The 21,161-nt window shown below is 60.1% G+C and carries 21 protein-coding genes and 3 pseudogenes; 13 read left to right on the top strand and 11 right to left on the bottom strand.

Annotated features, from left to right (window positions below; genetic code table 11):
• Nucleotides 1-60: 60 nt before the first annotated feature.
• Complete coding sequence (locus ACYZTX_RS13695) at nucleotides 61-294, bottom strand: hypothetical protein (protein ID WP_462034483.1); 234 nt, start codon at nucleotides 292-294, stop codon at nucleotides 61-63.
• A gap of 390 nt (nucleotides 295-684) precedes the next feature.
• On the opposite strand from ACYZTX_RS13695, the gene ACYZTX_RS13690 reads away from it, so the two are divergent.
• Nucleotides 685-1,125 carry a hypothetical protein gene (locus ACYZTX_RS13690; RefSeq protein WP_462034482.1) on the top strand — a complete coding sequence of 147 codons (441 nt, stop codon included), beginning with the start codon at nucleotides 685-687 and terminating at the stop codon, nucleotides 1,123-1,125.
• Between the two features lie 77 nt (nucleotides 1,126-1,202).
• Here the strand turns inward: ACYZTX_RS13690 and ACYZTX_RS13685 are convergent, their stop codons facing one another.
• Nucleotides 1,203-2,276, bottom strand: coding sequence for an NAD(P)-dependent alcohol dehydrogenase (locus ACYZTX_RS13685; RefSeq protein WP_462034481.1), 1,074 nt, complete (start codon nucleotides 2,274-2,276; stop codon nucleotides 1,203-1,205).
• Between the two features lie 156 nt (nucleotides 2,277-2,432).
• Here ACYZTX_RS13685 and ACYZTX_RS13680 point away from each other — a divergent pair, with 156 nt between their 5' ends.
• Nucleotides 2,433-3,359, top strand: coding sequence for a universal stress protein (locus ACYZTX_RS13680; RefSeq protein WP_462034480.1), 927 nt, complete (start codon nucleotides 2,433-2,435; stop codon nucleotides 3,357-3,359).
• A 137-nt stretch (nucleotides 3,360-3,496) separates the two neighbouring features.
• Here ACYZTX_RS13680 and ACYZTX_RS13675 read toward each other — a convergent pair whose 3' ends face one another.
• The 4 genes from ACYZTX_RS13675 to ACYZTX_RS13660 form a co-directional block, all read right to left on the bottom strand.
• Nucleotides 3,497-4,309, bottom strand: coding sequence for a class I SAM-dependent methyltransferase (locus tag ACYZTX_RS13675; protein ID WP_462034479.1), 813 nt, complete (start codon nucleotides 4,307-4,309; stop codon nucleotides 3,497-3,499).
• Nucleotides 4,310-4,568: 259 nt separating this feature from the next.
• Nucleotides 4,569-5,780: a cytochrome c biogenesis protein DipZ gene (locus tag ACYZTX_RS13670; RefSeq protein ID WP_462034478.1), complete on the bottom strand. Its 1,212-nt coding sequence runs from the start codon at nucleotides 5,778-5,780 to the stop codon at nucleotides 4,569-4,571.
• Between the two features lie 170 nt (nucleotides 5,781-5,950).
• The gene (locus ACYZTX_RS13665) at nucleotides 5,951-6,163 is read right to left on the bottom strand and encodes a hypothetical protein (protein WP_462034477.1); all 213 of its coding nucleotides are present in this window, start codon (nucleotides 6,161-6,163) and stop codon (nucleotides 5,951-5,953) included.
• A gap of 48 nt (nucleotides 6,164-6,211) precedes the next feature.
• Complete coding sequence (locus ACYZTX_RS13660) at nucleotides 6,212-6,475, bottom strand: DUF2790 domain-containing protein (RefSeq protein WP_462034476.1); 264 nt, start codon at nucleotides 6,473-6,475, stop codon at nucleotides 6,212-6,214.
• 305 nt (nucleotides 6,476-6,780) lie between these two features.
• On the opposite strand from ACYZTX_RS13660, the gene ACYZTX_RS13655 reads away from it, so the two are divergent.
• Together ACYZTX_RS13655 and ACYZTX_RS13650 are read left to right on the top strand one after the other, a co-directional pair.
• Entirely contained in the window at nucleotides 6,781-7,521 is a 741-nt protein-coding gene (locus ACYZTX_RS13655; protein ID WP_462034475.1) for a response regulator, read from the top strand.
• The gene (locus tag ACYZTX_RS13650) at nucleotides 7,518-8,828 is read left to right on the top strand and encodes a sensor histidine kinase (RefSeq protein ID WP_462034474.1); all 1,311 of its coding nucleotides are present in this window, start codon (nucleotides 7,518-7,520) and stop codon (nucleotides 8,826-8,828) included. Before ACYZTX_RS13655 ends, ACYZTX_RS13650 begins: the two co-directional genes overlap by 4 nt.
• Before the next feature lie 157 nt (nucleotides 8,829-8,985).
• Here ACYZTX_RS13650 and ACYZTX_RS13645 read toward each other — a convergent pair whose 3' ends face one another.
• The gene (locus tag ACYZTX_RS13645) at nucleotides 8,986-9,744 is read right to left on the bottom strand and encodes an HvfC family RiPP maturation protein (RefSeq protein ID WP_462034473.1); all 759 of its coding nucleotides are present in this window, start codon (nucleotides 9,742-9,744) and stop codon (nucleotides 8,986-8,988) included.
• Nucleotides 9,737-10,576 (bottom strand): HvfB family MNIO-type RiPP peptide maturase, encoded by an 840-nt coding sequence (locus ACYZTX_RS13640; protein WP_462034472.1) that lies wholly within the window; start codon nucleotides 10,574-10,576, stop codon nucleotides 9,737-9,739. Before ACYZTX_RS13640 ends, ACYZTX_RS13645 begins: the two co-directional genes overlap by 8 nt.
• Before the next feature lie 316 nt (nucleotides 10,577-10,892).
• On the opposite strand from ACYZTX_RS13640, the gene ACYZTX_RS13635 reads away from it, so the two are divergent.
• Both ACYZTX_RS13635 and ACYZTX_RS13630 read left to right on the top strand, forming a co-directional pair.
• Complete coding sequence (locus ACYZTX_RS13635; protein ID WP_462034471.1) at nucleotides 10,893-11,939, top strand: class I SAM-dependent methyltransferase; 1,047 nt, start codon at nucleotides 10,893-10,895, stop codon at nucleotides 11,937-11,939.
• Between the two features lie 148 nt (nucleotides 11,940-12,087).
• Nucleotides 12,088-12,924 (top strand): NAD-dependent protein deacetylase, encoded by an 837-nt coding sequence (locus ACYZTX_RS13630; RefSeq protein ID WP_462034470.1) that lies wholly within the window; start codon nucleotides 12,088-12,090, stop codon nucleotides 12,922-12,924.
• Nucleotides 12,925-13,046: 122 nt separating this feature from the next.
• Here ACYZTX_RS13630 and ACYZTX_RS13625 read toward each other — a convergent pair whose 3' ends face one another.
• Entirely contained in the window at nucleotides 13,047-13,949 is a 903-nt protein-coding gene (locus ACYZTX_RS13625) for a LysR family transcriptional regulator (RefSeq protein WP_462034469.1), read from the bottom strand.
• A 184-nt stretch (nucleotides 13,950-14,133) separates the two neighbouring features.
• Here ACYZTX_RS13625 and ACYZTX_RS13620 point away from each other — a divergent pair, with 184 nt between their 5' ends.
• The 3 genes from ACYZTX_RS13620 to ACYZTX_RS13610 are packed head-to-tail and all read left to right on the top strand — an operon-like array spanning nucleotide 14,134 to nucleotide 16,724.
• A complete protein-coding gene (locus ACYZTX_RS13620) occupies nucleotides 14,134-14,832 on the top strand; it encodes a CoA transferase subunit A (protein ID WP_045060543.1) in 699 nt (232 codons plus the stop codon).
• 33 nt (nucleotides 14,833-14,865) lie between these two features.
• Nucleotides 14,866-15,531 (top strand): CoA transferase subunit B, encoded by a 666-nt coding sequence (locus ACYZTX_RS13615; protein WP_461972863.1) that lies wholly within the window; start codon nucleotides 14,866-14,868, stop codon nucleotides 15,529-15,531.
• An 11-nt stretch (nucleotides 15,532-15,542) separates the two neighbouring features.
• Nucleotides 15,543-16,724 carry an acetyl-CoA C-acetyltransferase gene (locus ACYZTX_RS13610; protein WP_462034468.1) on the top strand — a complete coding sequence of 394 codons (1,182 nt, stop codon included), beginning with the start codon at nucleotides 15,543-15,545 and terminating at the stop codon, nucleotides 16,722-16,724.
• Between the two features lie 268 nt (nucleotides 16,725-16,992).
• Here the strand turns inward: ACYZTX_RS13610 and ACYZTX_RS13605 are convergent.
• A pseudogene (locus tag ACYZTX_RS13605) lies at nucleotides 16,993-17,181 on the bottom strand (NAD(P)-binding domain-containing protein); the annotation flags it as partial.
• A gap of 110 nt (nucleotides 17,182-17,291) precedes the next feature.
• Here ACYZTX_RS13605 and ACYZTX_RS13600 point away from each other — a divergent pair.
• Nucleotides 17,292-18,194: a LysR family transcriptional regulator gene (locus ACYZTX_RS13600; RefSeq protein WP_462034467.1), complete on the top strand. Its 903-nt coding sequence runs from the start codon at nucleotides 17,292-17,294 to the stop codon at nucleotides 18,192-18,194.
• A 129-nt stretch (nucleotides 18,195-18,323) separates the two neighbouring features.
• Here the strand turns inward: ACYZTX_RS13600 and ACYZTX_RS13595 are convergent.
• Nucleotides 18,324-18,589 (bottom strand): annotated as a pseudogene (locus tag ACYZTX_RS13595) (divalent metal cation transporter); the annotation flags it as partial.
• Between the two features lie 92 nt (nucleotides 18,590-18,681).
• On the opposite strand from ACYZTX_RS13595, the gene ACYZTX_RS13590 reads away from it, so the two are divergent.
• From ACYZTX_RS13590 to ACYZTX_RS13580, 3 genes and pseudogenes are all read left to right on the top strand, one after another.
• Nucleotides 18,682-19,476 (top strand): hypothetical protein, encoded by a 795-nt coding sequence (locus ACYZTX_RS13590; protein WP_462034466.1) that lies wholly within the window; start codon nucleotides 18,682-18,684, stop codon nucleotides 19,474-19,476.
• Between the two features lie 58 nt (nucleotides 19,477-19,534).
• Nucleotides 19,535-20,446, top strand: a complete 912-nt coding sequence (yddG, locus tag ACYZTX_RS13585) for an aromatic amino acid exporter YddG (protein WP_462034465.1) — start codon at nucleotides 19,535-19,537, stop codon at nucleotides 20,444-20,446.
• Between the two features lie 85 nt (nucleotides 20,447-20,531).
• Nucleotides 20,532-20,930 (top strand): annotated as a pseudogene (locus ACYZTX_RS13580) (glutathione binding-like protein); the annotation flags it as partial.
• Between the last annotated feature and the right edge of the window lie 231 nt (nucleotides 20,931-21,161).

The raw sequence follows: 21,161 nt of genomic DNA, 5'->3' as shown, positions 1-21,161 counted from the left end.
GTTTTGCTTTCATAGATGAATGGGAACCTTCAGTCAGTCATCCACCTATCATGGTTCAGACTATGCTCTGGACTCTGTCAACGAAGTGACTTCGTCAGTGCCTGAAGCAGTGACATGGAGAAAGGAATTCCAAATCTCATAAGCATCGTGATGCCGTTTGGTCGCCTCTTCCCATTCTGGTCCTGAAACACATCTGGAAGAGACCAGCGTCATCATGCCCATCGTTGCGGCGTCCAGCTCGATCAGGAAAGCATGAGATTTGATCCTGAAATCTTCGACCGTTGCCGTTGCCATCAGGTGTTCCCCCGGCGGATTGCACCGCAATCAAGGAGCGACTGCTCCTCGGACAGTGGAGTAATGCCATCTAGGGAAAATTCATGCGGTCCGACCGCCGGTACATTTCATGGGAACGCTGACAAAAAAAATCTCGAACTCAAGCCATAGCGGCTGAAACCATTACGCCCTCTTCAACCCGAACCACGGCGCTCCCGGACAGCGGAAAGGCTATCCGAAAGGTTTACTGAATGCGCCATAACCTTGAAGACACGTCGCGCCTTCCCCCCTGTATTTGCACGACGTTAGACGGGGCTAGGCCGGTTCCGGTGCTACGCTTTCATTTCCTCGAATAGAGAACGAAGCGATGCCGACCGAACCCTCAATCCCCAGTCGTTTACGACTGTACCCATGAAACGGATCCTGATCGGTGGTATCACCGTAGCGATTATCGGCACGATGACGTTTGGATTTTTCCAATGGAAAGTCGCGGAAAACCACAAACATGACGTTCTGTGTGGAGAGGCCAAGCAGGCGCTGAAAGGCGTGGAGATCCGAGCACGGGCGTTGGCTGCCGGACTGTCCGTAGACGCCTATGGCAAAGCTGAAGAAGCCGAAGTGGCGACACTCATCGGTGCCCTCGACGCCGCCCACAGCGACGCAGAGGTCGACTCGGTCATAGAGGCACACGCTGCCGCCATAGAGGCAGTGGATTCTGCTATCGACGCTGAAGTCGATACCCGAGGCGATCAGACATTCCTCGAGCAGCGACTCGTGAAACAGCGGATCCCTGTTGACGTTAAAAAAGAACTGCAACGCGCCGCGAAGGCCGTTAGCGTCACGTGTAGTTAGCGTTCGACGATGACACGGCTCTCGTTGTGCCCGCGGACTGGCCCTGCAGTTGATATCTGCAAGCCCTGAGGACTACCTCAAGGCGTAATCGCAACCTTCATCACCCCGTCCCGCTGATGCGCAAACAACTCATAGGCGGCTTCGATGTCGTCGAGTTTGAAGCGATGCGTCACCAGCGGCGACAGATCGACGCCACCGCTTTGTACCACCGCCATCAACCGTCGCATGCGTTCTTTACCGCCGGGGCACAGGGTGCTGACGATGCTGAAATCCCCGAGCCCCGCGGCAAAGGCTTCGAGGGGAATGCGCAGATCACTGGAATAAACCCCCAGACTGGACAAACGACCACCGGGGCGCAATACCCGCAGCGCGGACTCGAAAGTGCCTTGGGTGCCCAGCGCTTCGATGGCCACGTCGACGCCTCGACCGTCGGTCAGGGTCATGATCTGCGCAACCACGTCGCCGTCCTTGAAATTGACCACGTGGGTCGCTCCCAACTGCCGGGCGACGCTCATTCGTTCAGCGACGGTATCGATGCCGATAATGGTGCTGGCGCCTTTGAGACGCGCGCCGGCCACGGCACACAGGCCGATTGGCCCGAGGGCGAACACCGCGACGGTATCGCCAATCTTGACCTCGCCGCGCTCCGCCCCGGAAAACCCCGTGGACATGATGTCAGGACACATCAGCACCTGTTCGTCGCTGAGGTCATCGGGAATCGGGCACAGGTTGGCCAACGCATCCGGCACCAGCACGTACTCAGCCTGGCAACCATCGATGGTGTTGCCGAACTTCCAGCCACCGGCAGCGCGAAAACCATGGCGGGTGTCCGGACCATCCTGTGAGCTGCACCCGCACAGGCAGGCGTAACTTTGTCCGCTGGGGGTGATGGCCCCGGCAATCACCCGTTGTCCTTCGACAAAACCACGCACTTGCGAGCCCAACCGCTCGATGATGCCCACCGGTTCGTGACCGATGGTCAGCCCTTTGGCCACCGGGTATTCACCCCGAAGGATGTGCACATCGGTGCCGCAGATCGTCGTGGTGGTGATGCGGATCAGCGCATCCAGCGGCCCGACCTCGGGGATCGGTTTGTCATCCAGCACGATGCGGTTTTTTTCAACGAATATCGCGGCTTTCATGGTTGCCATCGGGGCTCTCCTGAGCGTTCACGTGCGCTTGAGTTCAGCACGAACCTCAGCCTGCGCCCGGTTTACGGACGAGAGGTTGATCATGGTCAATACTTAGAGACTGGATGTACGTTGCACGAACCGCACATCGGGCGGCTAATCCACGGGAGGTTCGTCATGTCTGGTCAATCGCGCTTCATGCTGGTTGCATCACCGCTGATGGAACACAGCCCCGCTTTCGACAGGGCCGCTGCGCTGGCAAAGGCCGAAGACGCAGCGCTGCACATCGTCGCCTTCGATTACCTTGAAGGCCTGGCGACCGCCAGTCTGGTCAACGAAAAGGCCCTGGAACAAATGCGCCTGGGCTACGTCGAGCGCCACCGCCAATGGCTTGAGGAACAGGCCCGCCCCTTGCGCAAAATCGGGGTAACCGTCACCACCGAAGTGGCCTGGGTCGAACGCCCATTGGAAGAAATCCTGATTCACCTCAAAGAGCAGCCGATGGACGTGCTGATCAAGGCGCTGGAGCACGAATCGCGGCTGTCGCGGCTGATGTTTACCCCGCTCGATGTGCATTTGCTGCGCGAATGCCCGGTGCCGCTGCATTTCGTGAGCCACGCGGTGCACGCCTTGCCGCGAAAGATCGTCGCGGCGGTCGACCCCTTTCATCGCGATGACCAATACAAAACCTTCAATGACCGAATTCTTCACGAGGCGGCGAAACTGGCGAGCGCCTGTAATGCCGAGCTCGATGTGGTCTACGCCTATGACCTTTCATCCATCAGCGCCGACGAATTTGGCTTCGACAACGGTTCGACGTTCTTCTCGTCGGGCAAGGCCAAGACCGTTTTCGATTACCAGGAGGATGCCTTCAACGAACTGGCCGAGCGCAACGGCATCGCACCGCAGCAACGGCACATGATCATGGGCAACCCGGCCAAGGTCCTCACCCGCTATGCCGATGCCTTTGATGTTGACGTGATTGTCATGGGCCGGATAGGTCATCGCGGCATGGGGCGACTGATCGGCAGTACGGTGGAGCATCTGCTGTACAAAATGCCGTGCAGCGTTTGGGTGGTGTACACCGAGCGGCTGGATGAATAGCTGCGATACACGCGGTCCCTGTAGGAGCTGCCGCAGGCTGCGATCTCTTGATCTTCATTCGACGCGACGGGGTCAAGATCAAAAGATCGCAGCCTGCGGCAGCTCCTACAGTCCCCTCATCAGATATGTGAATGAGTTCAGCGCTGGGTGATGACTACTTCCAGGTATTCACTCGGCACCACCAGCGATTTTTCTCCCGCTCTGTTCAAACGGTTGATCAGTTCAGTCAGGTCGTTTTCCAGCGCCTGGGCGCCTTCAGGAGGCAGCGCCGCGAACGCCTTATGGACCGGGCCGTACCAGGTGCGGAACGTGTCGATGAAATGCGCGGCCGAGCGGTAACGGAAATTGAAGGCCTTGCGCGTCACCTGAACCAGAAAGTCACTGTCGTCAAAATGCGTGTGCAACCAGGCTTCGGTGCCCCACTGCGAAGGCGGTTGTGCCCCCGGCGGTGGCGGTAGGTGGCGTCCGAGGGTCTTGAACATCTGGCCGACGAAACCTTCGGGCGTCCAGTTCGCCAGGCCGATCCGCCCTCCAGGACGACAGACCCGCGCCAATTCTGCAGCGGCCTTGGGCTGGTCGGGTGTAAACATCACGCCGAAGGTCGACAGCACGGCATCGAAGCTCCCATCCTCGAACGGCAAGGCTTCAGCGTCGGCCACTTGAAACATCACATCGAGGCGTTCTGCCCTGGCCCGGTCTTCGCCGCGTTCCAGCAGCGCGGCCACGTAGTCAGTGGAGGTGACGTGGCAACCACGGCGCGCGGCGGCGAGTGTCGCGTTACCGTTGCCGGCGGCCACGTCGAGCACGCGTTCATCGCAAAGCAGGTCGCAGGCTTCGGCGAGTTGCTCGCCGACGATCTGCAAGGTGGTGCCGATCACGGCATAGTCGCCACTGGCCCAAGAGGCCATCTGACGGTTTTTCAAGGCAGTAAGATCAATGGGTGTACTCATGAATTCCGCTCCGTTGTGGGCTGGACCTCTCATTCTTGTTGTTGATGACAGGGTCGGCAGACTCTGTTTGCCCACTATCGCGCCAGGCAACGCTGGCGTCCTGCCCGATCGTCGGCCAACTCTGTCCGATCGTCCGGAGATTTCACACTCTGGCGCGACAGGCTCACAATCAAGTTCACCACCCGCGGCGTGGCGGCGCAGTCAGGAGAAAAAAACAATGGCCTACGGCGCGGAGCCTGTGAGCCATTGATTTGATGCATTACGCAGCGGGCGCTTTAGCCTCTTCCAGCAACTGCTGGATCATCTTCTCCTGGGTTTCATATCGACCTTCACCAAAGTGGGTGAAACGCACCTGACCCTTGGCATCGATCAGGTAGTGAGCAGGCCAGTACTGGTTGTCGAAGTTGCGCCAGATTGCGTAGTTGTTGTCGATGGCCACCGGGTAGGTGATGCCGAGCTTTTTCACCTGATCCTTGACGTTGCCGATGATGCGTTCGTAACCGTATTCAGGGGTGTGCACGCCGATCACGACCAGGCCGTCCTTCTCGTATTTCTTCGCCCAGTCCTTCACGTAAGGCAAGGTGTTCTGGCAGTTGATGCAGTCGTAGGTCCAGAAGTCCACCAGCACCACTTTGCCTTTCAGCGAATCATTGCTGAGCGCCGGCGAGTTGAGCCATTCGACCGCGCCGGACAGCGACGGCATGGCGCCTTGGGCGTTGTCCATGGACGAGTCTGCCTTGACCTTGCTGACGAAGTAATCGACGACTTTCGGTACGGTCTCCAACACCTGTTTTTCAACCGTGGTAACGCCTTCGGACGAGGTGCCGGCCAGCAGTGTTTTGTCGGCGCCGGTGGAGATCACCGCCGCAGCCGCCAGCACCGCAACACCGGTGCCGCGACGCAACCAACCGGTGACCGGGATCGACGCTTTCAAGCGATTGACCAGGCCGCGACCGGCGAAGATCAAGGTGCCCAGAGACAATGCGCTGCCCAGGCCGTACGCCACCAGTAACAGGCTGGTTTGAGCGTTTGCACCTTGCAGCATGGCGCCCGTAAGGATGACACCGAGGATCGGCCCGGCACACGGTGCCCAGAGCAGGCCGGTGGCAACACCGATCATGACCGAACTCAACGGGCCGGACATTTTGCGGGTGTCGGGGTCGATGCGATTGCCCAGCGCCACGAAGGGACGGGCGAGCCAGTCACCGACACGGGCGGAAATCAGCGACAGGGCGAACAGCACCATCACGATGAGGGCCACATGACGGCCGGTGTTGCTGGCGTGTATCACCCACTCACTGCTGACCACGGCCAGGCTGGAAATCAGGGCGAAAGTCAGGACCATGCCGCCAAGGGTGAGCAGGATCGAAGAACGTGTACGTTTAACACCGGCGAACAGGAACGGCACGACTGGGAGGATGCAAGGGCTGAGGACGGTCAATATGCCGCCCAGGAAAGCGATGAGAAACATGGGATCACCTTGAAATTATGGAGGGCGACTCACCACCCATCCCCTGTGGGAGCGAGCCTGCTCGCGAAGAGGCCAGCAACTTCAACATTGATGTTGACTGACACTCCGCCTTCGCGAGCAGGCTCGCTCCCACACGGGAATTGTGGTGTTTACAGATCGGTATTCGGGCCTCAGGCCGTCTGGTTATCCATCAACTGCCCCTGCGGCGTCCGGCTGGAACCGTCCTGCGCCAGGAAGGCATTACCGCCCTTCTGCGCCACCGGCGTCAGCTGGAAGCAAGTAGCGCTGCCACAGCTTTTTTGTTCAACAGCCGCGTTAGCATGGGCAGCGGCGCCGGCTACGGAGAAGGCAATGGCAGTCAAAAAGCGGCTTACGTTGTTCATGATGTGCTTCCTGTTTCAAATGGGGTTGGCGTTGTTTGGCCGAAGCACTCAGTTGTCTGAGTTGCAACTGTCAGCGACTTTGCGGTAGTCCAGAACCTGGGTTTTGTTGTGGGAATCCAGGTAGGTCAGCTGGGCATCCACAACCCCGCAGGAAGGCGAGGCGTCCTGTTTCAACGACACCACTTTCTTGATGTCCAGGGGCGTGCCGTAGGTGTAGGTTTTAGCGGTGACATCGGCTTCGGCGCGGGCCGACAAGGTGCAGATGTTCAGGGCGGCAAACAGGCAAGCGGCGTAGACGGCTTTGGTGTTCATGGTGGTTTCCTCAAGGCTTCAATAGGTCAATCGTTTATTGGGCCGAGGCGGCTTGGCTTGCCTCGATGGAACCTATTAAATGCCCGCGAGGTATCCCGTATGTGTCGGGAACAGGCGCCTGTAAATCGGTACGTATCAAAGCTGCCCCCTGATACACAGCGATACAAACCCCCTTAAAATTCGGGGTTTTGCGTCCGCGTGTATCCGTCGACACGCCAGATACACTGCAATACAAAGGGCGGCGGGCGAACGGACCAAGGCTCGATAGACTGCGCGACATCCCCCATCTACAGAGGTCTGGCCAAATGGAACACGTCGATCACATTCTCATCGTGGACGATGACCGCGAGATCCGAGAGCTGGTAGGCAACTACCTCAAGAAAAACGGCCTGCGCACCACCGTCGTGGCGGATGGACGGCAAATGCGCGCCTTCCTGGAATCCACGCCGGTGGACCTGATCGTGCTCGACATCATGATGCCGGGCGACGATGGCCTGATGCTGTGCCGTGAGTTACGTGTCGGCAAACACAAGGCCACGCCGGTGCTGATGCTCACCGCGCGCAACGATGAAACCGACCGCATCATCGGCCTGGAAATGGGCTCCGACGATTACCTGGTCAAGCCGTTCGCTGCCCGTGAATTGCTCGCCCGAATCAACGCCGTGCTGCGCCGCACGCGGATGCTGCCGCCCAACCTGGTGGTCACCGAAAGCGGTCGCCTGCTGGCCTTTGGGCGCTGGCGACTGGACACCTCGGCCCGGCATTTGCTCGATGACGACGGCACGATGGTCGCGCTCAGTGGCGCGGAATATCGACTGCTGCGGGTGTTCCTCGATCACCCTCAGCGGGTGCTCAATCGCGATCAATTGCTGAACCTGACCCAAGGCCGCGACGCCGATCTGTTCGACCGTTCCATCGACTTGCTGGTCAGCCGCTTGCGTCAGCGCTTGCTGGACGATGCCCGCGAACCGGCCTACATCAAGACAGTGCGCAGTGAAGGCTATGTGTTTTCCCTGGCGGTGGAAGTCCTCGGGGCGCCCTCATGAAACGCTCGATTCGTTGGCCCCGCACCCTGGCCTCGCGACTGTCGCTGATCTTCCTGATCGGCTTGATTCTCGCGCAGGCACTGTCCTTCGGTGCGCAATACTACGAGCGATACGAAAGCACGAAGAACACCATGCTGGGCAATCTGGAAACCGACGTCTCGACCTCCATCGCCATCCTCGACCGCTTGCCGGCCGAAGAACGCATGAGTTGGCTACAACAACTGGATCGACGCAACTACCGCTATTTGTTGAACGAAGGCTCGCCGGGCATGCCGATGAGCGAATCGCCCATAGCGATGAAGTCGATCAAAGAGGCCATCGGCAAGGATTACCCGATGACGGTGAGCGACATTCCCGGGCCGAACAAACATTTTCAGGTCCACCTGAAACTGGCGGACGGCAGCCCGCTGACCATCGACGTGCGACCCTCGATGGTGCCGTTGTCGCCGTGGTTACCCATCGTGTTGCTGGGGCAACTGGCACTGATGCTCATCTGCACCTGGCTGGCCGTGAGAATCGTCATTCGCCCCCTCACCCGCCTGGCTCAGGCCGTAGAGACCCTGGACCCCAACGCCCATGCGGTGCACCTGGATGAAAAAGGCCCGACCGAAGTCGCGCACGCCGCCATGGCCTTCAATTCGATGCAGGCGCGCATCGCCGCTTACCTGAAGGAGCGCATGCAACTGCTGGCGGCGATTTCCCACGACCTGCAAACCCCGATCACCCGCATGAAACTGCGCGCCGAATTCATGGATGACTCCGCCGAGAAAGACAAACTCTGGAATGATCTTGGCGAGATAGAACACCTGGTGCGCGAAGGCGTGGCCTATGCCCGCAGCGTTCATGGCGCCACCGAGGAAAGTCGTCGCACCAATCTGGATTCGTTCCTCGACAGCCTGGTGTTCGACTATCAGGACATGGGCAAAGACGTTCAGCTCGGTGGCAAAATTGACGCGGTGATCGACACCCGACCGCACGCCTTGCGGCGGGTGCTGGTGAACCTGACGGACAACGCACTAAAGTTCGCCGGTGCCGCCGAATTGTGGGTGGAAGCGAAGGCTGACGGCAGTTTATCGGTGAAGGTGATGGACCGCGGGCCAGGGATTGCCGAGGAGGAATTGGCTCAGGTGATGGAACCGTTTTATCGCGTGGAGAACTCGCGTAACCGCAGCACCGGCGGGACCGGGTTGGGCTTGGCGATTGCGCAGCAGTTGGCTATCGCGATTGGTGGGTCGTTGACGCTGAGTAATCGTGAGGGGGGTGGGTTGTGTGCGGAGCTAAAGTTACCGACACAAAGAGCACAGTGACCGGTAACACCTAATACCCCCTGTGGGAGCGGGCTTGCTCCGGGCGGCGTTCCGACGATGAGGCCGGCATATCCAACATTGATGTCGGCTGACACTCCGTCATCGCGGGCAAGCCCGCTCCCACAGGGGTATTAGGTGTTTTGGAGATTGCGGGCGGTCAAGCCACTAGACCAACCACCCCTTCCTCATGCATCTGCCGCAACAACCCCGCCCCACTCTCCATAAACGCCGGAGACCCAGCCATCCCCGCCTCCACCGCCAACCCTTCCAGCTGCGCACGCCCGTTCAGTTCGGGAAACGCCTCAATCCGCTGCAACAACCGCCACGCCAGCGGGCTCAGTTCGGAGAACTTCACACTCCAGTCCTCAGCCCGACGCACCAACAGCAACGTCGGCTGAGCCGGTGGCGCGTCCGGCTGGTAATCCGGCCCCACCCATTGCACCGGCCAGGCATACGCCAAAGGCCAGGCCAGCGGCGACACCTGCAACGGTCGGTCCAGCAATAACCCGGCATCGCTCACCGGCAACGGCTCGGCCTCGGACTGCTGCAGCGCCATCTCAACCCACTCGTAATGCGCCAGCTCCACCATGAACGGCGGCCATACCCCTTCGCTCAACGCTTGCGGTTCCGAGGCCAGGAACTCGACAAACTCCTTGGCAATCTCGCCGAATTTCGGCGTGTGCGCACGGTAGTCCCGCAGGAAAATCCGCACCAGCAAACGCCAGTGTTCATCGCCCAATACCTTGATCAGCACCGGAAAGGTCCCGCTGAGCAGCGACGATAGGTTTGAGAACACCAGGTCGCGGTAAACCTGCGCCCGTGCCACGTCCATTTCAGCCGGTGGCGCACAATGATCGGGATCACGCAGGTAAAGGCCCAAGGTGTTTTGCTGCTGAGACAGGTTCGATTTATCCACGGTTCACCCCCTCGGTTTGCAGGCGGCGGATGGTCTGCAATTCAGCCACCAGTTCGGAAAATGCCGGAAAGTTGAAATCCCGTTCCAACAGTGTCGGTTGCGCGCCGAATCGAGCATAAGCCTCAGCCAGCAACGACCAGACCACCGGTTTCACTGAAGCCCCGTGAGTGTCGATTTTCAACGTGTCGGACTCATCGAAATGCCCGGCCACGTGCATGGCAACCACCCGGCCCGTATCGATACCGGCCAAAAAGCTCTGCGGATCGAAACCATGATTGATCGAGTTGACGTAGACATTATTGACGTCCAGCAGCAGGTCGCAATCGGCTTCGCGCAGCACCGCGTTGGTGAAGCTCAGCTCGTCCATGTCCTGCTGTGGCGCCGCGTAGTAGGAGACGTTTTCCACCGCCAGGCGCCGGCCGAGAATGTCCTGGGCCTGGCGAATTCGCGCGGCGACGTGATGCACCGCTTCTTCGGTAAAAGGCAACGGCAGCAGGTCGTAAAGGTGACCGTCATCGCTGCAGTAGCTCAAATGCTCGCTGTACAGCGGCACGTTGTATTGATCGAGGAAAGCCCGGACTTCCTGCACAAACCCGACGTCCAGCGGTGCCGGGCCGCCCAATGAAAGGGACAAGCCATGACAGGACAACGGATAACGCTCGGCCAGGGTTCGTAACGCATGGCCATGCGCGCCGCCGATGCCGATCCAGTTTTCCGGGGCGACTTCCAGAAAATCAAAATCACCCACTCGGGCGACTTGAAGGTCCTTCATTAAACCGCGACGCAAGCCGAGCCCGACGGTCGCTTTCGCTGAGAGGGTGGGAGTTTGCATGATGTCGATCTCAATGATTGTCAGAACGGAATCACAGTTAATCGAAGCGGTGTATCGGGTCTGTGTTCGGCAGTGCCTTGGTGTTGGGGGAACTGTATCGGGACGGGGGGTGGATACAGTGGGATACACGGTGGCATTCAGGGAAATGTGCCGCAGGACTTTCGTCGCTCCGAGCAGCGGTACACGGACCCCGTACTAAACTTACTGCACGCAGGGCGTGCTTATCGTCCTGTTCATTCCCACGACCACCGTCCAGAGGTGAACGCCTCGAAAAACAAGGCTTCTGGACCGTGATCCTGCTGAAGGAGCGCACGTGATGGACGAGGCCAGACTCAATGATTTCATGGGCAAACTGGTGAACGACATGGGCGGCGCGGCGATGCTCGCCAATGTCATCCTCGGCGAAGAGCTCGGGCTGTACCGGGCCATGGCCGACAGTCAGCCAGTCACCCCTGAAGCCCTCGCCGACAAAACCGGCTGCAACACCCGCCTGCTGCGCGAATGGCTCAGCGCCCACGCCGCTTCCGGTTACATGGAACACACCGACGGCCAGTTCCGCCTGCCCGAAGAGCAGGCTTTGGCATTGGCGATCGAAGACTCACCGGTCTATATAGCGGGCGGCATCGGGGTGGTCGCGTCGTTTTTCCATGACAAGGACAAACTGGTCAAGGCCATGCGCGGCGACGGCGCCCTCGCCTGGGGCGATCACCATCCGTGCATGTTCAGCGGTACGGAGCGGTTTTTCCGGCCCGGTTACAAAGCGCACCTGATTGCCGAGTGGCTGCCGGCCCTCGACGGCGTCGTCGCCAAACTGGAGGCAGGCGCCAAAGTCGCGGACATCGGCTGCGGACATGGTGCGTCCACCGTGATCATGGCCCAGGCGTTCCCGGACTCGCGGTTCGTCGGGTTCGACTACCACGCGCCCTCCGTCACGGTCGCCATCCAGCGCGCCGAAGAAGGCGGTGTGGCCGCGCGTGCGCGATTCTTCCAGGGCACGGCAAAAAGCTACCCCGGCGACGACTATGACCTGGTCTGCTACTTCGACTGCCTGCACGACATGGGCGACCCGGTGGGCGCGGCGAAGCACGCTTATGACTCGCTGAAACCGGACGGCACGGTGTTGCTGGTGGAACCGTTCGCCAACGACTCGCTCGACGACAACACCACCCCCGTTGGTCGGTTGTTCTACGCCGCCTCGACCTTCATCTGCACCCCGAACTCGCTGTCCCAGGAAGTCGGCCTCGGGCTCGGCGCCCAGGCTGGCGAGGCGCGCCTGCGCAAAGTCTTCACAGAGGCGGGGTTCAAGACGTTCCGTCGGGCGACGGAAACCCCGTTCAACCTGATTCTGGAGGCACGGAAATAAACATTGCTGACCACTGACCGGTGACTGCTTACTGTAGGAGCTGCCGCAGGCCGCGATCTTTTGAGCTTCAGCGATTTGAGCATCGTCAAATCAAGATCAAAAGATCGCAGCCTTCGGCAGCTCCTACCGGCCCACCGGAGTGTTGCACATGCTCGACAGCCCCATCCGCGAACAACTCGACCGGCTCCAGCAGCTGATGGCCGATCAACCGTTTGTGGTCCTGACCGGCGCCGGCATCAGCACCCCGTCGGGCATTCCGGATTACCGCGACAACCAAGGCGTGCGGCGGGGGCGGCAACCGATGATGTATCAGGAGTTTCTGTCGGCCCCGGAATCCCGGCGTCGCTATTGGGCGCGAGCGATGCTCGGTTGGCCACGGGTGCGCCAGGCTCAGCCGAACGTGGCCCACGAGGCCTTGGCCAGTTTGCAAAGTTCCCGGCAGATCAGCGGGCTGATCACGCAAAACGTCGACACCTTGCATGACCAGGCTGGCAGCCATGACGTCATCGAACTTCATGGCAGCCTGCATCGGGTGTTGTGCCTCGACTGCGGCCAGCGCAGCGAACGGGATTCGATCCAGCGACTGATGGAAGCGCAGAACCCGTATCTGGCCGGAGTGGACGCGGTGCAGGCACCGGATGGCGATACCTTGCTCGACGCCGCATTTGAAGCGCGCTTTCAGGTGCCGCATTGTCCGCACTGCGCCGGGGAACGGATGAAGCCGGACGTGGTGTTTTTTGGCGAGAACGTGGCGCAGGCGACGGCGGCCAAGGCAATGGCGGCGGTCGAAAAGGCGGCGGGATTGTTGGTGGTCGGGTCTTCGTTGATGGCGTATTCGGCGTTTCGGCTGTGCCGGGCGGTGGCGGATCAGGGGAAGCCGTTGATTGCGATTAATTTGGGGAAGACTCGGGCGGATGACTTGCTGGATTTGAAGATTGAGGAGTCTTGTGAGCGGTTGCTTCCATTGCTGGCTCAAACCACTTAACAACTGACGAAGCCCAAACCCTGTGGGAGCGGGCTTGCTCGCGAAAGCGGTGTGTCAGTCAACATTAATATTGAATGTGCAGGCCTCTTCGCGAGCAAGCCCGCTCCCACAGGGGATTGTGATCAGTGCATGGAAATTTGTTGGCCGAGGTTTTGTTCCTTGAGAATATCGAACAACGCCTGAGCCGCCGCCGACAGTTCAACCCCAGGCTTGGTCAACACCCCGATCGCCCGCTCCACCACCGGGTCGCGCAAGGTAATACACCGCGCGCCCAGCTCCCGCATCTGCCCGGCGCACAACGCCGGCACTGCACTCACCCCCAACCCGCTGGCCACCATCCGCCCGACCGTCGCCAATTGATGGCTTTCAAACTCTACTGGCAACTTCATCCCTCGTGCCTGCAAGTGTTCTTCCAGCATCACCCGCACCGTCGACGGACGCTGCAAGGTAATGAACGGCTCCTTGAGCAAGGTCTGCCAATCGATGTCTTCCAGTTCGGCAAAAGGAGAATCCTTCGGCACAACGGCAACAAACCGATCCATATACAACGGCGTGAATTCCAGCGACGAGCTCTGAGTCGGCTCAAAGGCCACCCCCAGCTCGACTTGTCGATCACGCACCATTTCCAGCACCTGCTCGTTGATCACGTCATTCACCGTGACGTTGACCTTGGGATACCGCGCGCGGAAGGTTTTCAGGATCGGCGGCAGCAGGTTGCCGGCAAACGACGGCATTGCCGCCAATGTCACGCGCCCGCGCTGGAGGGTGAAACGCTGCCGCAGTTCATCCTCGGCATTGTCCCAATCAGCGATCAACCGTCGAGCCAGTGGCACCAGCGATTCGCCTTCAGCCGTCAACGCCACATTGCGTGTAGTGCGAGCGAACAAACGTCCGCCCAGCCCCTCCTCCAGCGCCTTGATGGTCAGGCTCAATGCCGATTGCGACAGGTGCAACCGCTCGCAGGCCACGGCAAAACTCAAACTCTGGGCCACGGCCAAAAATGCCCTGATCTGCTTGACTGTCATGTTCGAATTGCTCCAGTAATGAGCGCAGGCGCTCCATTCGCGAGCAGGCTCGCTCCCACAGGATTGATTGGTGAGTTTTATCTATCAATCAACCTTAAAAATCAACTTAACAAATGAATACGACGGCGAGACACTCCACCCCATACGGCTAGCCAGCCGCCCACAAAGAATAAAAGAGGTGCATATGGCAGGTTTCGACAAGCGCGTGAGTTCCTATGAGGAAGCTCTGGCAGGTCTCGAAGACGGCATGACCGTGATCGCCGGCGGCTTCGGCCTGTGCGGGATCCCGGAAAACCTGATCGCCGAGATCAAGCGCAAAGGCACCCGTGACCTCACCGTCGTTTCCAACAATTGCGGCGTCGACGGTTTCGGCCTCGGCGTGCTGCTGGAAGACCGGCAGATCAGCAAAGTAGTGGCCTCCTACGTCGGCGAGAACAAACTGTTCGAAGACCAACTGCTGAAAGGCGAAATCGAAGTCGTCCTGACCCCCCAAGGCACCCTCGCCGAAAAAATGCGCGCAGGCGGTGCCGGCATCCCCGCTTTCTTCACCGCCACCGGCGTCGGCACTCCGGTGGCCGACGGCAAGGAAGTGCGCGAATTCCACGGTCGCCAGTACCTGATGGAAGAATCCATCACCGGTGACTTCGCCATCGTCAAAGGCTGGAAAGCCGACCATTTCGGCAACGTGATCTATCGCCACACCGCCCAGAACTTCAATCCGCTGGCCGCCACAGCCGGCAAGATCACCGTGGTCGAAGTCGAAGAAATCGTCGAACCCGGCGAGCTGGACCCGGCGCAGATCCACACCCCTGGCATCTACGTCGACCGGGTCATTTGCGGCACGTTCGAGAAGCGCATCGAACAGCGCACCGTGCGTAAGTGATCCCCTGCCCCCGGACCTGAAGGAATAACAACAATGGCACTTTCCCGCGAACAAATGGCTCAACGCGTCGCCCGCGAAATGCAGGACGGCTTTTACGTGAACCTGGGCATCGGCATTCCGACCCTGGTCGCCAATTACATCCCTGAAGGCATGGAAGTCATGCTGCAGTCGGAAAACGGCTTGCTGGGCATGGGCCCCTTTCCTACTGAAGAAACCATTGATGCCGACATGATCAACGCCGGCAAACAAACCGTAACCGCACGTATTGGCGCGTCGATCTTTTCCTCGGCCGAGTCCTTTGCGATGATTCGCGGCGGTCATGTCGACCTGACCGTACTCGGTGCGTTTGAAGTAGACGTGCAAGGCAACATCGCCTCGTGGATGATTCCCGGCAAACTGGTCAAGGGCATGGGCGGCGCGATGGACCTGGTAGCCGGTGCAGACAACATCATCGTCATCATGACCCACGCGTCCAAGGACGGTGAGTCCAAGCTGTTGTCCAAATGCAGCCTGCCGCTGACCGGCGCCGGGTGCATCAAGCGTGTGTTGACCGACCTCGCCTACCTGGAAATCCAGGACGGCGCGTTCATTCTCAAGGAACGTGCACCGGGCGTCAGCGTTGAGGAGATTGTCGCCAAGACCGCCGGTAAACTGATCGTGCCGGATCACGTTCCAGAAATGCAGTTCGCTGCTCAGTGAGGAATCATTCCATGCAAGAAGTCGTCATTGTCGCCGCCACCCGTACCGCCATCGGCAGTTTCCAGGGTGCCCTGGCGAATGTTTCCGCCGTTGACCTCGGCGCTGCGGTGATCCGCCAGCTGCTGGCACAAACCGGCCTGGACGTTGCTGAAGTCGATGAAGTGATCATGGGCCAGGTGTTGACCGCCGGCGCCGGGCAGAACCCAGCGCGCCAGTCAGCGATCAAGGCCGGCCTGCCATTTACTGTACCCGCCATGACCCTGAACAAGGTCTGCGGTTCGGGCCTCAAAGCGCTGCATCTGGCAACCCAGGCCATTCGTTGCGGCGATGCCGATGTGATCATTGCCGGCGGCCAGGAAAACATGAGCCTGTCCCATTACGTCATGCCCGGTGCCCGCACCGGACTGCGCATGGGTCACGCGCAAATCGTCGACACCATGATCAGCGACGGTCTGTGGGATGCGTTCAACGATTACCACATGGGCATCACCGCCGAAAACCTGGCTGACAAGTACAACCTGACCCGCGAACAGCAAGACGCCTTCGCCGCGGCCTCGCAGCAGAAAGCCACGGCCGCCATCGAAGCCGGGCGTTTTGCCGACGAGATCACGCCGATCCTGATTCCTCAGCGCAAAGGCGATCCGGTTGCTTTCCAGGTTGACGAACAACCCCGGGCCGGTACCACCGCTGAAGCGCTGGGCAAACTGAAACCCGCCTTCAAAAAAGACGGTTCGGTGACTGCCGGTAACGCCTCGTCCCTGAATGACGGTGCCGCTGCGGTGATCCTGATGAGCGCCGAAAAAGCCAAGGCCCTCGGCCTGCCAGTGCTGGCGAAAATCGCTGCGTACGCCAACGCGGGCGTCGACCCGGCGATCATGGGCATCGGCCCGGTCAGCGCGACTCGTCGTTGCCTGGACAAGGCCGGCTGGTCCATCGACCAACTGGACCTGATCGAGGCCAACGAAGCTTTCGCCGCACAATCCCTGGCGGTGGCCAAGGACCTGGAATGGGACTTGAACAAAGTCAACGTCAACGGCGGCGCCATCGCTCTGGGTCACCCGATCGGTGCATCGGGTTGCCGGGTACTGGTGACCTTGCTGCATGAAATGATCAAGCGTGACGCCAAGAAAGGCCTCGCCACCCTGTGCATCGGTGGTGGTCAGGGCGTGGCACTGGCGATCGAACGGGCGTAAGCGTTCAACAGACGGCGCGGGGACCCACGAATATCCGTTCGCCGTCTGGCAAAACACCCGGTGCGACTTCGGTCACACCGGGTTCTGTAGCAGCTGGCGAAGCCTGCGTTCGGCTGCGAAGCAGTCGTAAAATCAGACGTTGTGGTGTTTCAGAAAGATCGCGTACTTAGGTTTGACGACTGCTGTGCAGCCGAACGCAGGCTTCGCCAGCTGCTATGTATGGACTCGCCCCCACTGTCTGCTGCTACTGGCCTTCGAGGCCTGACTGTACGATGGCTTGTGCGGCGGCCTCCTCGCGGGTTCCGGCACGCGCCGTTGGTCCGAGTTCTTCCACCAGCGAGGCCAGGCTTTGCGGGCTACGGCTGTTGGCAATAACCACTTCAATGCCTTGACGCGAGAGTGCTCTGGCAAAGGCTGCGCCGATTGCGCCAGCGCCGATGATTCCGATGGTGCTCATGGTTGTTCACTCCGAGGGTTGTCGATGGAGCGATACTGCGCTTGCCATTAGCGATTGATTAGAGGGTAATGCCTTGAATGATCTTCAAGCATGACTAGCAGGTGCCCGCCATGGAAACCCTCGCCAATCTCGAATCCTTCGTACGCAGCGCCGAAACCGGCAGTTTTTCCGCCGCCGCGCGGGCGCTCGCGCTGACCCCCGCCGCTGTCAGCCGCAACGTGGCGATGCTCGAACGCAACATCGGCGTGCGGCTGTTCCAGCGCTCGACCCGCAAGCTGTCCCTGACCGATGCCGGGGAAAGCTTTCTGACGAGCATCGGCGGCAATCTGCAAGCATTGCAGACAGCCATCAGCTCGGTGAGCAGTGACCGATGCGAACCAGCGGGAGTGCTCAAAGTCAGCCTCGCACCGACCTTTGGCATCGGTCATATCTTGCCGCTGCTACCGGCGTTCCTGGCACGCTACCCGCTGATTCGCCCGGAATGGCACTTCGAGAATCGTCCCGTGGATTTGATTGCCGAAGGGTATGACGCGGCCATTGGCGGCGGTTTCGAGTTGACGCCCGGGGTGGTGTCGCGGACGTTGGCGGCGGCGCATGTCGTGGCAGTCGCCTCACCGGCCTACCTCGCGCAACGCAGCCTGCCTGACTGTCCGGCGGACCTGTCCGGACACACCGGCATTGTGATGCGCGGCACCCGCACCGGGCGGATTCGCCAATGGCTGATGCTTGATGGCGCGGGTAATGAAGCGACGGCCAAGCTGAACGAAAACATTGTGCTCAATGATCCGGCCGCCATGCGCGAAGCGGCGATACTCGGCTTGGGTGTGACACTGCTGGTACTGCCGGATGTGCTGGCGAATATCCAGCGTGGCGAACTGGTGCGCCTGCTGCCCGATTGGCACGCCGACGCAGGGCCGATTTCGCTGTATTACCCGAGCCGGGCGTTGATGCCGGCCAAGACCCGGGTGTTCATCGACTTTATCGTTGAGGCGTTTCAGAGGGAGACCGCGTAATCGTTCTTCGCGAGCAGGCTCGCTCCCACATTTAATCTCGGTAGTTCACGGAATTTGTGTACGCAGAAAATCCAATGTGGGAGCGAGCCTGCTCGCGAAGAGGCCCGGCCAGGCAACACAGCTTCAGGCTCAGGCTACAAACTGCAAGATCAACCAGCTATTCGCCCCGCTGATCACCACAAACACCCCCCACGCCAGTACCCGCGTCGGCACCCGATTCACAAGCGTTCCCATAAGCTTGTGATCGTTGGTTATGCGAATCAGCGGATACATCGCAAACGGCAATTGCAGACTCAAGACCACCAGACTCAACACCAGCAATTGCCGATCGCATTGTCGCCCATCAGCCAGACGCCAATGAACGCCGGGATCAGCGCCAGCCCGCGCTTGACCAATGGCCTTTTGTATACAAAACCCGGAAATCCATAGAGCAATCCACCGTCCGCGATGCTAACGTTGCCGCCTCACTCAGGTCGGAGGTGCGTGCGTGCTGATTCTGAAATTGCTGGTAATACCGGGATTTCTCTTATTAATTTCCCTGGCCGGTAAACGCTGGGGACCGAGTGTCGCGGGTTGGCTGTCGGGGTTGCCGGTGGTGGTCGGGCCGATTCTGTTCTTTCTCGCCATCGAACAGGGCCAGGTGTTCGCCGCTCAATCGGCGACGGCAGCGCTGTCTGCCATGTTCGCGATGATTGCCTTTTGCGTGGCCTACGCTCAGGTTGCACAACGCGCGAGTTGGCCGTGGGCGCTGCTCATATCGCTGTTGGTCTGGGCCACGGCGGCCGTTGTGCTGTCGTTGATTCCTCCGTCCCTGGTGTTCTCGGTGATTGCCGCCGCGACTGCGCTACTGGCGGCGCCGTACCTGTTTCCCTCGGTACAGCCGATCATTTCAGGCCCGGCGCCGAAGTCCGACAAACTGCTGTTGCGCATGCTTGCCGGCGCCCTGCTCACCCTCGCGGTCACGTTGTTGGCCAGCACCGTCGGCGAACGCTGGAGTGGCCTGCTTGCCGTGTTCCCGGTGCTGGGCAGCGTGATGGCGGTGTTCTCCCAGCAAACCCGCGGCCCGGCGTTTACCGCTGCTTTGCTGCGGGCGACGGCGACCGGGATGTATTCGTTCGCCGCGTTTTGCCTGGTGTTGGCGCTGGCGTTGCCTGGCATGGGTCTGACCTCGTTCGCCCTTGGCGTTGCGGTGTCAGTGGGTATGCTCGGGGTGACCAGGCGCTTGCTGGCAAAACCGATGAGCCCGACGGCGGGCGCTGGACGTACGGCAATCAAACGCTAAGCTGCTTGATGTCATCGGGCCAGGATGGTCGCCCGCTCATCGCGCTGAAGGAACAGACATGACTCAGCTCCGAAACAGCCACCGCGCTACGGCCGTCGGCGTGATTGCGATCGTGCTCTGGTCCTCCCTGGCCTTGCTGACCACCCTCACCGAAGGCATTCCACCGTTTGAGTTGCTGACACTGGGTTTCGGCGCGGCGTTCGTGGCGAGCCTGGTGATTCTGGGCCGACGCGGAATCGCCGGGTTCGCTAGTTGGCGCCAGCCCTGGGCGGTTTGGGCGACCGGGTTCGTCGGAATTTTCGTTTACCACGCGCTGTACTTTTTTGCACTCAAAGCCGCGCCGGCGGCCGAAGCCAGTCTGATCAACTACCTTTGGCCGCTGTTGCTGGTGTTGTTGTCGGCGTTCTCGGCCGGCGAAAAGCTGCACAAACGGCAACTGCTCGGTGCACTGCTGGGCTTGGCCGGTACCGCTTTCATCATGCAGCAGCGCGCCCCGAATGCTGATGCCGCGATGCCCATCGCCGGTTATCTCGCGGCGTTTGGCTGTGCGCTGATCTGGTCGGTTTACTCGGTGATCAACCGCCGGTTCAGCGAAGTACCGAGCAGCATCATTGGCGGAATCTGCGGCCTGGTCGCCGTGGCGGGTCTGGTCTGTCACCTGGCCTTCGAAACCACGGTAAAGCCCGACTTCAGCCAATGGACCGCGATTGTCGTCCTCGGGCTGGGGCCGGTAGGACTGGCGTTTTTTGCCTGGGACCACGCCACCAAACACGGCAGTCTGGCGACGCTGGGCGCGCTTTCCTACCTCGCACCGCTGATCTCCACGTTGTTGCTGATCACCGTCGGGCGCAGCCATGCCAGCCCCATTCTGATCGTCCCCGCGCTGCTGATTATCGCTGGCGCAGTCATCGCAACGTCGCGATCAACCTCTAAAGTGCCGATAACACGTTCGATTATTTCGAACGAGTAAAGCAAAAAGCTCGTACGTCAATCGAACGGGCTTCGCCCACCATCAGCCTCAGTTCAACACCCATCACTGACTGAGGCCTACACCATGGCTGATGTTCATCGCCACCGGCCTGTCGCCATTTTCCGGCCAGGCGGTGCATTTCCTGCACCACGCACCAGAAGACCTGCCTTACGCGAAAAACCGCTACCTCAAGGAAGTCGAACGCCACTACCGCGTGCTCGATCAGCGTCTGGCCGACCATCAGTACCTGGCCGGCGATACCTACAGCATCGCCGACATGGCGCTCTGGGGTTGGGCCAATTACGCGCCGTACATCCTCGGTGAGAACGGCTTGGCGGCGTACCCGAACGTCAAGCGCCTGTTCGATGAAATCAGCGCCCGCCCGGCCGCCCAACGCGCGCAGGGCTTGAAAGAAAAACTGGTGCTGAAGGCTGAATTCGACGAAGAAACCCGGCGCAATCTGTTCCCGCAGAACCAGGCATAACACCCCTGTTGTTGTAGCAGCTGCCGAACGCAGCCTCACAGGCTCGGCAGCTGCTATGTATGGACTCGCCCCCACTGTCTACCCGCTTTTGAAAAAACCGTCGCCCCGTTGCATCTATGTATTAGGCCTATTCGTGGAAGCCGTCTTCGGCTTCTGGCCAAAATTGGAAGAGCTCGTGGTATGCCGATTACAGTCAGGCCTCGAAGGCCAGTAGCAGCTAAGGCATCAATC

It is taken from the genome of Pseudomonas sp. MDT1-17 (assembly GCF_054898105.1).
Note: the sequence above shows the minus strand (reverse complement) of the source record. Positions and strands in the feature narration are given on the sequence as shown.

Coding starts and splice junctions, on each gene's coding strand:
- ACYZTX_RS13695 (WP_462034483.1), bottom strand. CDS start 294: ATGGCAACGGCAACGGTCGAAGATTTCAGGATCAAATCTCATGCTTTC.
- ACYZTX_RS13690 (WP_462034482.1), top strand. CDS start 685: ATGAAACGGATCCTGATCGGTGGTATCACCGTAGCGATTATCGGCACG.
- ACYZTX_RS13685 (WP_462034481.1), bottom strand. CDS start 2,276: ATGGCAACCATGAAAGCCGCGATATTCGTTGAAAAAAACCGCATCGTG.
- ACYZTX_RS13680 (WP_462034480.1), top strand. CDS start 2,433: ATGTCTGGTCAATCGCGCTTCATGCTGGTTGCATCACCGCTGATGGAA.
- ACYZTX_RS13675 (WP_462034479.1), bottom strand. CDS start 4,309: ATGAGTACACCCATTGATCTTACTGCCTTGAAAAACCGTCAGATGGCC.
- ACYZTX_RS13670 (WP_462034478.1), bottom strand. CDS start 5,780: ATGTTTCTCATCGCTTTCCTGGGCGGCATATTGACCGTCCTCAGCCCT.
- ACYZTX_RS13665 (WP_462034477.1), bottom strand. CDS start 6,163: ATGAACAACGTAAGCCGCTTTTTGACTGCCATTGCCTTCTCCGTAGCC.
- ACYZTX_RS13660 (WP_462034476.1), bottom strand. CDS start 6,475: ATGAACACCAAAGCCGTCTACGCCGCTTGCCTGTTTGCCGCCCTGAAC.
- ACYZTX_RS13655 (WP_462034475.1), top strand. CDS start 6,781: ATGGAACACGTCGATCACATTCTCATCGTGGACGATGACCGCGAGATC.
- ACYZTX_RS13650 (WP_462034474.1), top strand. CDS start 7,518: ATGAAACGCTCGATTCGTTGGCCCCGCACCCTGGCCTCGCGACTGTCG.
- ACYZTX_RS13640 (WP_462034472.1), bottom strand. CDS start 10,576: ATGCAAACTCCCACCCTCTCAGCGAAAGCGACCGTCGGGCTCGGCTTG.
- ACYZTX_RS13635 (WP_462034471.1), top strand. CDS start 10,893: ATGGACGAGGCCAGACTCAATGATTTCATGGGCAAACTGGTGAACGAC.
- ACYZTX_RS13630 (WP_462034470.1), top strand. CDS start 12,088: ATGCTCGACAGCCCCATCCGCGAACAACTCGACCGGCTCCAGCAGCTG.
- ACYZTX_RS13625 (WP_462034469.1), bottom strand. CDS start 13,949: ATGACAGTCAAGCAGATCAGGGCATTTTTGGCCGTGGCCCAGAGTTTG.
- ACYZTX_RS13620 (WP_045060543.1), top strand. CDS start 14,134: ATGGCAGGTTTCGACAAGCGCGTGAGTTCCTATGAGGAAGCTCTGGCA.
- ACYZTX_RS13615 (WP_461972863.1), top strand. CDS start 14,866: ATGGCACTTTCCCGCGAACAAATGGCTCAACGCGTCGCCCGCGAAATG.
- ACYZTX_RS13610 (WP_462034468.1), top strand. CDS start 15,543: ATGCAAGAAGTCGTCATTGTCGCCGCCACCCGTACCGCCATCGGCAGT.
- ACYZTX_RS13600 (WP_462034467.1), top strand. CDS start 17,292: ATGGAAACCCTCGCCAATCTCGAATCCTTCGTACGCAGCGCCGAAACC.
- yddG (WP_462034465.1), top strand. CDS start 19,535: ATGACTCAGCTCCGAAACAGCCACCGCGCTACGGCCGTCGGCGTGATT.